This window comes from Richelia sinica FACHB-800, from assembly GCF_014698825.1.
Classification (GTDB): domain Bacteria; phylum Cyanobacteriota; class Cyanobacteriia; order Cyanobacteriales; family Nostocaceae; genus FACHB-800.
On record NZ_JACJTT010000018.1, the window covers coordinates 90,996 to 101,783 of the forward strand.

The window sequence follows — 10,788 nt, forward strand, 5'->3', positions numbered from 1 at the left end:
AGGTTTTCAATCTTTAATTCTTCAATTTTTAATTGGTATTATATCTCTACTAAAAGAAAGAAAATTACAACTTTTATTTCTACCCTGAGATTTATGAACTAATTGCCAAAAATGCTTATAGTTGGGTACTTAGGTGGGTAACCACCGCAAATTGTAAGTGAGGCTAACGGTCATGTCTAATTTGTTTATTTCATTATCTGATCAACAACAAGAATTACTCGCTGGTGGCGTAGACTTTGAATTAGCAGGTAGTAACTATGCCAACAGATTAGCTAACTTGCAAGGCACAACCGCTTCCGGCCCAGGAGGTAGCACTGGCAACTCTATTGGTACAACATCCGCAGTTAACACCGCATCTCAAGACTTGTTGGGACTGGGTGCACCTGCCCTACCTGGAGGCATTGGGGCTTTGGGTGCAGCGCCTATTCTCAATGGTTTAGCAGCAGAAGCTCCAGTAGGTGGTGGCTTCGGTGGCCCTGGCTTCGGTGGAGGTTTGGGCGCTCCTGGTTTCGGTGGTCTGATTTAACTCCAGCACTGTAATTAGAGAATGTCAAACTGGAGTCTATTACCAGGAGAAGAAGGTAAAAGAGGGAAATTAAAAATTAAAATGAGAGGTCTATTTTTAATTTCCCTAATTAATGTTGGTAATTGCAATATTATTCATAACTCACAGATGATTGCAAAGTTTTCCAGGCTCAGATGACCGAAAATTAATTGCAATTCATGTAGTTATGTCTACCGACTTGGATAGTTATTTGTTTTTACTTGGGGAGTCAGCCACTAGGGGTTTCAGAAGCGCAGAAATAAATTTTGTCTTAGGCTTTTTACATCTGAATCATCTGAAATCCACTGCTGTATAAAAACGTAAGTGAGGAAAGATTTCATGTCAGATCAAAATATGGCATCAGATTTGTTATTGACCTTATCTGATGAGCAGCAAGAATTTTTAACTGGTGGTGTGGATTTTGAATTAGCAGGTAGCAACTATGCCAACAGATTAGCAAACCTGCAAGGTATAACCGCTTCCGGCCCAGGAGGTAGCACTGGTAACTCTATTGGTACAACATCCGCAGTTAACACTGCATCTCAAGATTTCTTAGGATTAGGCGCACCTGCCCTACCTGGAGGAATTGGGGCCTTAGGTGCTGCACCTATTCTCAACGGTTTAGCAACAGAAGGCCCAGGTGGTGAAGCTTTTATTAATCCTGCACTTACCAGCCCCTTAGGCGGCTTTGGTTTAGGCGCACCGGCCGCAGGCCCTGCGCTTTTATAGTCAGCCTCTAGCTGTAAATCTGCGTTGATGGTGGTGCTAATTAGACATCTCCGAAACAGTAAAGATGTTTTATGAAATCTACAAGGGTTAAGAAAACGCATATTTGTCGGAGATGTCTACTGTTCATAAAACAGTGATGCTTTTTCCAACCCTACCCACACTCTGCAATTATTATCTGCTTACTTCATGGATAATTAATTGCAGAGATTACCCTGTTAATTTGTTTCATCTAGCACTAAAATCTCTGCGTTGTTGAAAGATTCTGAGAATTTTCGACTGAAAGTTTTGGGAAGGTATGAACTAAGCATCTCAAATTTCGTAGTCAAGTGCTGGAATTGGTTGGTTGCAATTGTAAGTGAGGCTAATAATCATGACATGTCCAAGCATTAAATGTGATTCATGTTTTGAATTATCTGATCAGCAACAAGAGTTGCTGATTGGTGGTGTGGATTTTGAGCTAGCTGGCAGCAATTTTGCCAATAGACTTGTATCATTACGTGGCTTAACTTTTTCTGGGCCTAATGGTAGTTTTGCGAATTCAGCCGGTATAAGTTCAACTGTGAATACTGCTGCACAAGATTTCTTAGGATTAGGTGCACTAGCGATACCTACAGGAATTAATGCTTTAGGTATTGCACCAATTTTATAGTGCTGGAGGCTGATGTATTCAAGGTAGACAGAGGTGATCCTATTACTGTCCTGCTGCTACTGCCTCTGCTACCTTTGTTCAAAAATCAGAGAGGCGAAAATATTTATGTTGGTCAAAATCATTACTGATAAATTACTTGTTGATTTATTAGAGGAGCAACAGGAATTATTGATGGGTGGCAACAATCCGCAAATTAGCAACAATAATTTTGTGCAAAGGTTGGCAAATACCACTGGAACTAATTCTGCTGGACCGACAGGTAATTCATCACAGATAAATACAATTATGTCTGATGTCAATAGTAGCTCACTCTCTATGTTGTCATCTGATTCTGGAGGAATGATGTCTCCACTTAGTTTGAATATGATGACACCAACTTTGCCTTTTTCAAGTTAGGAAGTAGACATTTTTATATGTTTATATAGTCAAAATAATGAATTCAATTACTTAGGTGATGAATTATGGTATGTCCTTTCAGAATCATAAAATTTATCTCTGATTTATCTGTCAAACAACAGGAATTGTTATTAGTAAGAAGGGGGGAGAGGAGATGTAACTACTCGCTCAATGTAAGTGAGGTCTTTGAGGGAGTTTGAGCGTTCTCCTCATTTTTTCTCAGTGCATCACACTGGAGAAATATGAGAAAAGTTTTGATAGGCTAGGGTTAAACTTTTCTCTTCCCCCACTCATGATTATAGAGGATTATCAATCAGGATGTTTGGGGCAGTTAGCAGTATATGTTACCGTTTCATATTTGAGTTAATTTTCTATCCATTTCTATAGATTTTTTAGCATTGTTCATATCTGATTGATAAGTTGAAAAATCACTCTGGGGAGAGAAATTTATTTATAATTGTGTTAAATAGATTATTGCGATTAGTGAAGATAGAACGATCGCCTGGAGAGCGGTTGAAAATGCCTGTATGCTTGATTTCTCTGGCAGCTACAAGTCTCTTATTTTTGTCGATGCTGAAAGACATATTTCTTCAGACAGTTATTTTTCTATGACAGGAGCCTTCCAATCAAATTATGTGGAGTTATCGGAACAACTCTAGATAACTGGGTTTTGAATTGATTTTTTTGCTCAAACATCAAAGGTGCTATGTCGTGAACTTCTTACGTAGCGAGGAACATAATTCTCGAAGTTGGGTCAATGAACCTATAGCCGAGCAGTTACCTGTAGTCGATCTCAATGATTTTCTACCCCACATTCATAAGTGGACTAGTGTGGGTGTGATAGTGCTGGTGAGTATTTTCTGTTTGGGGGTAGGTTCGACGACGGTACTTAAATACAAAGTTACTGTCAAAGTCCCTGCAACTATTAGACCAGTGGGAGATTTGCGGCTTGTAGAATCAGCTATTTCTGGCATGGTACAGAAAATAGTAGTGAAGGAAAATCAGATAGTTTCCCAAGGAGAAGCGATCGCTTACGTTGATGATTCTCGTCTGCAAACTCAAAAAATGCAGCTAAACAGCAGCATTCAGCAAAGTCAATTACAACTGATTCAAATTGATGCTCAATTAGATGAAATTAATACTCAGATTGTGGCTCAGGCTAATTTAATCAGTCGTACTGTCGTCGCTGGACAAGCTGAGTTAGTCGGCACAAGACGCGATTTTCTAGACAGACAAATCAGAGCTAATGCAGAATTGACCCAAGCACGGGTGGCTTTGAGGTTAGCGAAATCCCAACTGGAACGATTACAGACGGAAAAGGTGTTAACAGCGACCATAGAGGAGGCACAAGCCGCATTAAATTTAGCCAAGGTGCAACGCGATCGCTTGGGACGAATTGCCACTTCTGGTGCCATATCTCGCAGTATGGTGGAGGAAAAGGAACAAGCTGTGAAATCTGCTGCGGCTCAGTTAGAACAAGCGAAAAACAATGCTAAAAACCAGTTGGAGGAAAAACAACAAGCTTTTGAAGTCGCACAAACTAACTTAGATAAAGCCAGAGCAGCTATTAATCCCAGTAATTCTAGTGTGATTGTAGCCGCTGAACGAATCAGACAAGAACAAGCGAAAGGAGAAGCTAATTTAGCTGGACTCAAACAACAACAACAGAATCTCCTGCAACAACGGTTGGAAATGCAAAAGCAGATGATTCGCTCTCGTCAGGAACTACAACAGACACAAAATGACTTGAATAAGAGTGTGATTCGCGCTCCCATTGGTGGAACCATACTGCAATTAAAACTGCGGAATCCGGGACAGGTACTACAACCCAGTGAAGCGATCGCCCAAATTGCTCCTTTGAATGCACCTTTACTGATTAAAGCTTACGTACCAGCCCAAGATATCAATAAGGTGGAAGTCAATCAAAAAGTTCAAATGCAAGTATCCGCTTGTCCCTATCCAGATTACGGAACTCTCAACGGCACAGTCAAAACCGTTGCACCAGATGCCATCCAACCACCCAAAACCGATACACCAGGAATCAATACTTCCCAACCTGCTGGTTACGAAGTCACCATCGAACCAGAGAACCCCTATTTGCAAAGAGGCGATCGGCAATGTCATCTGCAACCAGGAATGGAAGGTAGAGCCGATATCATTTCGCGCGAAGAAACAGTCATGCAATTCATTTTGAGAAAAGGCAGATTAATCACTGATTTGTAAGTTGAGAAGTATACCTACGGCACGCTACGCGAACAGTAATTCAGGAGTATGCCTCCGGCACGCTGCGTGAACAGGAGTTCCTTACTCTTATCTGTCACCTGTCACCTGTCACCTGTCACCTATCACCTGTCACCTGTCACCTGTCACCTGTCACCTGTCACCTGTCACCTATCACCTATCACCTGTCACCTGTTACCTTACCTCATCATCTTTGTCCCATTTCATAATTTCTCAAATCTGACAGAAATTCAAAATTCAAACTTGGTTGACCATGTTGAATCTAATCAAACCTCAAAAAAATTATCAATGTGTTTTACAGTCCAGTGAGGAAGATTGTGGTGCTGCTTGTCTAGTTTCTATCTGTAAATATTACGGTAGATTCTTAAGTATTAATAAAAGTCGCGAAGCTGTAGGCACTGGACAATTAGGAACAACTTTACTTGGCTTAAAAAGAGGTTCAGAAAACTTAGGTTTTAATGCTAGAGCCGTGAAAGCTGCACCTCAACTCATAGACAGAATTAAAGAAATACAATTACCCGCAATCATTCATTGGCGCGGCTACCATTGGGTAACTTTATATGATCAAAAAGGTAAAAAATTCGTAATTGCTGATCCGGCTGTGGGAATTCGCTACGTTACTCGCGAAGAACTAACAGACGCTTGGAATGGCGTAATGCTTCTGCTAGAACCAGATCCAGAGCGTTTTTTCCAACAACCCCAAGAAGAATCCAAAGGAGGATTTGGACGCTTTTTCCAGAGAGTGTTACCCTATCGTAATTTACTTTTCCAAGTCTTATTAATTAACGTCATCCTGGGTATTTTGGCTTTAGGAACTCCCGTGTTAATTCAGTTGCTCACAGATGATGTTTTAGTGCGGGGTGATACTCAATTACTCACAGTTGTTGTTACTGCTGTAGTTGCTATGACCTTATTTAGTAGTAGCTTGCAAGTTTTACAAGCTGTGATGATTGCTCAATTTGGTCAACGTTTACAATTAGGATTAGTTTTAGATTTTGGACGCAGAATTCTTCAATTACCTTTAAACTACTACGAATCTCGTCGCAGTGGGGAAATAACTAGCCGATTAGGTGATATTAACGAAATCAATCAATTAGTTTCCCAAGTTGTTGTTCTGTTGCCTAGCCAATTCTTCATTGCAGTCATTTCTTTTTGCTTAATGCTATTTTATAGCTGGCAATTAACTGTTGCGGTAATTGTATTTGCAGCATTAATGACTTTATCTACCTTACCATTTTTACCAATTCTGCAACAAAAAACTCGTAGCTTACTAGTTTTAGGCGCAGAAAATCAAGGCGTATTAGTAGAAACATTTAAAGGCGCACAGGTTATTAAAACTACCAATGCTGCACCCCAATTTTGGGATGAATTTCAAAGTCGGTTTGGTCGTCTTGCTAATCTGACTTTTAGCACCATTCAAATTGGCATTATTAATGGTACTGTTTCTAAACTACTTTCTACTCTAGGAGGGGTAATCTTATTAGGCATAGGTAGTATTTTAGTAATTAACAAGCAATTGACCATTGGACAAATGTTGGCATTTAATGCCCTACAAGTCAATGTTCTCAATCTCATCAGCACATTGGTAGGTTTAGTTGATGAATATTTCCGTTCTCAAACAGCAATTTCCCGCCTTTTAGAAGTCATTGATGCCACACCTGAAGTGGTAGGAGGTAGTCAAAAACCAGTCGCTAAAATTTCTGCTGATGCAGATATTCGTCTTTCTCATTTAATATTTCACCATGCTGGAAGAGTAGATTTATTAGAAGATTTCTCTCTGAAATTACCAGGAGGAAAAGTAATTGCTTTAATTGGTGCATCAGGCTGTGGAAAAAGCACGTTAGCCAAACTCATCGCTGGGTTATATCAGCCTAACTCCGGTAATATCAGAATCGGCTTTTTTAATGTTCATGACTTAGCTCTTGATTGTTTACGACAACAAGTAGTTTATGTACCCCAAGAACCTCATTTTTGGAGTCGTTCTATTTTAGACAACTTCCGTCTAGGAACTCCCTATATTTCTTTTGAAGAAATTGTGAGAGCTTGTGAAATTGCTGATGCAGATGGTTTTATCAGCCAATTACCAAATAAGTATCAAACTGTATTAGGAGAATTTGGGGCTAACCTATCAGGTGGGCAAAGACAAAGATTAGCGATCGCACGGGGCATTCTCACCAATCCACCTATCCTCATTCTTGATGAGGCTACAGCTGGCTTAGACCCAGTGAGTGAAACCCATGTTTTAGACCGTCTCCTAGAATTCCGCAAGGGTAAAACCACAATTCTCATTACTCACCGTCCCAGTGTCGTTAATCGAGCCGATTGGATAGTTTTACTCGAACAAGGCCAAGTTAAACTCCAAGGAAGTCGAGAAACTTTTCTTGCTCAACAAGGTGAACATCTCAAATTTTTAACCATTTAGAATTATTGGTGTGAGGATTTAAATTTTATGGATGAAAAGTTGCCATTTCTCAATCCTGAATTATTCACAGAATTGTCACCCCAAGAACAACAAATTTTTCAAGCAGGTCTAGGAGACAATAATGACTTTATGGTTCAGAATCTTTTATACTTACAAAATACCAACATCGAAACTAGCGCCGATAGAAATTTAACTCTTGGTGCCGGAGATTCAGATTCACAAAGCACTAAATATAAGTTATCTCAATTCACACTTGGTTCTGTTTTGACTTTTGTTGTACCCAATATTAATAATGGTGCCAATGGATGTAAGCAATTATTATCTAATTTGCTTGGAAGATTATTTTCATAAGGACTAATGTTTATATACATTTAAATCTACCTTGGCTTTAATTTAAAATTTCTGTTGGCTTTTATAAATTGGCTTATTTATTAACACTAATCACAATATATAATTATTTTTATTGTGTCTTGAGTGGAATTTTCTTTAATTCCACCATAGCCATTAATTACTCCATTATTCATAAGTATTGAAGCAATTTAAACCACAGAATTATTTAAAAAAACTACTATTAATTATATCGAAAGACATAAAATATTTATCTTTGAGTTCTAACTGAAGCCTAATTGCGTTTTGGTAGAAAAACTTAATAATAAAAACATAGATGTCTAAACATCTGATTTTATCAGTAATTGAGTGAGGTCAATTATGATATCTAATCAAATCATCCAATCTAATTTAGTGGAAGAACTATCTTGTCAGGAACAGCAATATGTTTCTGGAGGACAATACTCACCATATAATTATGGTGGTTATGGTCGTTATCCCAATAATTACGGTAACTATGGTAATTATGGGGGTTATGGTGGCTGTTACTACCCTGGTTATGGTGGTTATGGCAACTATCCAACTTATGGTAACTATGGCAATTATGGTGGCTACCGCAACTATCCAGGTATTGGTAATTATGGTGCTTATGGCACTTACCCAAATACCACGGGTAATTATGGTAACTATGGTGGCTTAGGCTACGGTAACTTCGGCGGTATTAGTCGCTAAACCTGTTATTACAAGTTTTTATGCGTCTTATTTTGTCCTGATTATGCGTGTCCTGATCAGGACATTTTCTATTGAACTGAAGATCCAAGAGTAGATTTATGAGTACATAAACTGCACCTGAAAAATGCTCTAAAGACGTTCCAGCAAACCTATATGTTGCACCTACTATCAATTTTACAATGTGCTTTAGCACATACTAATGCCAATATTTTGACCTATATAACCTTGTTTAATTGCACCTACTTCACTTTTTTTTCCTCCACAACTCTTTATAAATCAAGGTTTTATATTTATTTTGCTAGCCTTAGCTACGTGTTTTTTCGAGTTAACCTAAATACCAAGTTAAAGGAATTTTATATTAAAGATTTGATTAAGTTGGTTTTTAGCACTTTACTATATCAGTAATTCAACCTATTTTATGAAAAGTGATGTCCATCAGTAACTGTAACATTACTGCACTACAAAGTGTTCAATAGAGAACCTAGCTGAGATTTCTACCAGCTTTGGTCTGTCATACCTATCTGTGGATTTACTGGAGTAGTTATGTTGAAAAAGACTTTACTTGTTGCTTCTGCCGCGATCGCTCTGTCCGCTGCTTCTTCTGCACCTGCCTTTGCCACAGCTTGCCCATCAAATAACTTTGATACTTTTGGTCAGTGTATACCTAGTCCCCAACCCGTACCCGAACCATCCGCTATACTAGGAACTCTTTTAGTTGGTGGTTTTATAGGCAAGAAAGCTCTTGATGCTAAAAAAGCTACCAAGTAAATTGCATTAATTTTTGGTAGAAATTTTTAATTGTGTTAGCGGCAGGTAAGTGTATCAGGTCTAGGTCTATCTAGCTGTAAAAACCCATATCTTCAGTTCTCAGAAGAGAAGCACTTACCTGTTTTGTTTAATTATCTGGAAAAACCAACTAACCAAGGTTTCCAGATTTAAAGATGATTATGCAATTACATCAGCCAGTTGTTACTCCTTTTTAGCAACATTTATAGGAATAACAATAAAAAAGGCATAGCAAATAAAAATTTCTCCTATCACCTTGTTCATAAATTTGTACAACATTCAGAGAATCTTATTATGGCTGACTTATTATCGCGTTTAAATTTATCTCTTCCAGATCAAGTAACTTTTAACTTCTCACTACAATCAAGCTTCGGTAATAGGTTTGGGCAAGATAGCTACTTTGATGTTCAGGTTACTGGAAACAATACCCTTGCTGGTTGGTTTGATGGTTATTGTATAGATACAGATCGGGGAATTCCCACCAGTGGAACTTTAACAGCTAAGGTATACTCTACCTATGAACAACTGCCTAATCAATTACTAGGCGCACAATCAACTTTACTAGGAGCACCAACAGGTTTTGGTAATATTGAATATCCTGAAAATTTTGATTTACTCAACTGGATTTTAAACCAGTCATTTGTTGGAGAAACATTATTAGACCAAAATAGTAGCAGTTTAGGTGTTGTTACTTATAGCGATGTTCAAAGAGCCATCTGGTCTTTAATTGACAATCAAAATTCGACAACTGGTTTAGGTCCTTACAATCAAGCAAGAGCAGATAGAATTATATCTCTGGCGTTAGCGAATGGGGAAGGGTTTATTCCCAGTTATGAATACACTACGATTTTTGGTAAACAGGTTATTGGAAAAGTTGGCGTTATTTTAGCCCCAGATACTAATCCTAATGATAGTAATCCCGTTGATCGCCAATTTATAATTATCGGTGTTTCATTAGCAAAATTAGGAGATTTTGTTTACCACGATTTGAATACAAACGGTATTCAAGATGCGGGTGAAGCAGGGATTGCCGGTGCAACCGTCAACCTATTTATTGATGCAAATAACAACAACGTCATTGATACCGGAGAATTAGTTGGCAGCACTACTACCGATGCAAATGGGAAGTATTCCTTTGAAACTCTACCTGGTGACTACAAAGTCCAGTTTGTGAAACCTGCTGGTTATGATGCCATCAGCCCTGGGAATCAGGGAACAGATGATACAAAGGATTCAGATCCAAACGTCAGCACCTTCACCACTGGACTGATTAACTTGTCTTCTGGAGAGAATGACACGACCAATGATGCCGGCTTCTATAAAAATTCTAGCATCGCTGGTGTTGTGTATGTAGATGCTAACAACGATGGAGTTAAAGGCACATCAGAAAGCGGTATTGGTGGCGTAACCATTACCCTAACAGGAACAAACGATTTAGGTAGCGTCACCTTAACAACCACCACCGCTGCTGACGGTAGCTACAGTTTCGGCAACTTACGTCCAGGAACATACCAACTGGTAGAAAGCCAACCTGATGGTTTTCTAGATGGTAAAGATGCAGTTGGTTCACAAGGTGGCACATTAGGTAACGACCAAGTATCCAACATTATCCTGACATCAGGCACAAATGGCGTAAACAACAACTTCGGTGAATTACTAGCCGCAAGTTTAGGAGACAGAGTTTGGGAAGACAGCAACGCCAATGGTATTCAAGATAATGGTGAATTAGGACTAGCAGGTGTCACAGTTAAATTACTAGATGGCAATGGCAATCCCGTTATCGTCGGTGGCACCCCCGTCACAGCCACCACAGATGCCAACGGCAACTACCTCTTCAGTGGCTTAACCCCCGGACAATACCAAGTGGAATTTGTTGCCCCCAGTGGATATGTCCTCACCACCGCAGATGCAGGTGATGATACATTGGATTCCGATGCCAACACCACAACAGGCACAACCCAA

General features: G+C 39.2%; 10 protein-coding genes. All 10 read left to right on the top strand.

Annotation, left to right across the window (positions count from 1 at the left end):
- Positions 1-172: 172 nt before the first annotated feature.
- On the top strand, positions 173-526 hold the full coding sequence (locus H6G73_RS14050) for a CTB family bacteriocin (RefSeq protein WP_190605447.1): 354 nt from the start codon (positions 173-175) through the stop codon (positions 524-526).
- A gap of 357 nt (positions 527-883) precedes the next feature.
- Positions 884-1,273 (top strand): CTB family bacteriocin, encoded by a 390-nt coding sequence (locus H6G73_RS14055; RefSeq protein WP_190605449.1) that lies wholly within the window; start codon positions 884-886, stop codon positions 1,271-1,273.
- A gap of 370 nt (positions 1,274-1,643) precedes the next feature.
- Entirely contained in the window at positions 1,644-1,922 is a 279-nt protein-coding gene (locus H6G73_RS14060) for a CTB family bacteriocin (protein WP_190605451.1), read from the top strand.
- 105 nt (positions 1,923-2,027) lie between these two features.
- Positions 2,028-2,318, top strand: coding sequence for a CTB family bacteriocin (locus H6G73_RS14065; protein ID WP_190605453.1), 291 nt, complete (start codon positions 2,028-2,030; stop codon positions 2,316-2,318).
- A 711-nt stretch (positions 2,319-3,029) separates the two neighbouring features.
- Positions 3,030-4,541, top strand: coding sequence for an HlyD family secretion protein (locus tag H6G73_RS14070; protein WP_190605455.1), 1,512 nt, complete (start codon positions 3,030-3,032; stop codon positions 4,539-4,541).
- 271 nt (positions 4,542-4,812) lie between these two features.
- Positions 4,813-6,981, top strand: coding sequence for a peptidase domain-containing ABC transporter (locus tag H6G73_RS14075; protein ID WP_190605457.1), 2,169 nt, complete (start codon positions 4,813-4,815; stop codon positions 6,979-6,981).
- A gap of 27 nt (positions 6,982-7,008) precedes the next feature.
- Positions 7,009-7,332, top strand: a complete 324-nt coding sequence (locus tag H6G73_RS14080) for a hypothetical protein (RefSeq protein ID WP_190605459.1) — start codon at positions 7,009-7,011, stop codon at positions 7,330-7,332.
- A 357-nt stretch (positions 7,333-7,689) separates the two neighbouring features.
- Positions 7,690-8,040, top strand: coding sequence for a hypothetical protein (locus tag H6G73_RS14085; RefSeq protein WP_190605461.1), 351 nt, complete (start codon positions 7,690-7,692; stop codon positions 8,038-8,040).
- A gap of 543 nt (positions 8,041-8,583) precedes the next feature.
- Complete coding sequence (locus H6G73_RS14090) at positions 8,584-8,808, top strand: PEP-CTERM sorting domain-containing protein (RefSeq protein WP_190605462.1); 225 nt, start codon at positions 8,584-8,586, stop codon at positions 8,806-8,808.
- A gap of 312 nt (positions 8,809-9,120) precedes the next feature.
- Positions 9,121-10,788 (top strand): SdrD B-like domain-containing protein (locus H6G73_RS14095; RefSeq protein ID WP_190605464.1); only part of this gene is annotated, 1,668 nt, incomplete at its 3' end.

Coding starts and splice junctions, on each gene's coding strand:
- H6G73_RS14055 (WP_190605449.1), top strand. CDS start 884: ATGTCAGATCAAAATATGGCATCAGATTTGTTATTGACCTTATCTGAT.
- H6G73_RS14075 (WP_190605457.1), top strand. CDS start 4,813: ATGTTGAATCTAATCAAACCTCAAAAAAATTATCAATGTGTTTTACAG.
- H6G73_RS14050 (WP_190605447.1), top strand. CDS start 173: ATGTCTAATTTGTTTATTTCATTATCTGATCAACAACAAGAATTACTC.
- H6G73_RS14060 (WP_190605451.1), top strand. CDS start 1,644: ATGACATGTCCAAGCATTAAATGTGATTCATGTTTTGAATTATCTGAT.
- H6G73_RS14080 (WP_190605459.1), top strand. CDS start 7,009: ATGGATGAAAAGTTGCCATTTCTCAATCCTGAATTATTCACAGAATTG.
- H6G73_RS14065 (WP_190605453.1), top strand. CDS start 2,028: ATGTTGGTCAAAATCATTACTGATAAATTACTTGTTGATTTATTAGAG.
- H6G73_RS14090 (WP_190605462.1), top strand. CDS start 8,584: ATGTTGAAAAAGACTTTACTTGTTGCTTCTGCCGCGATCGCTCTGTCC.
- H6G73_RS14085 (WP_190605461.1), top strand. CDS start 7,690: ATGATATCTAATCAAATCATCCAATCTAATTTAGTGGAAGAACTATCT.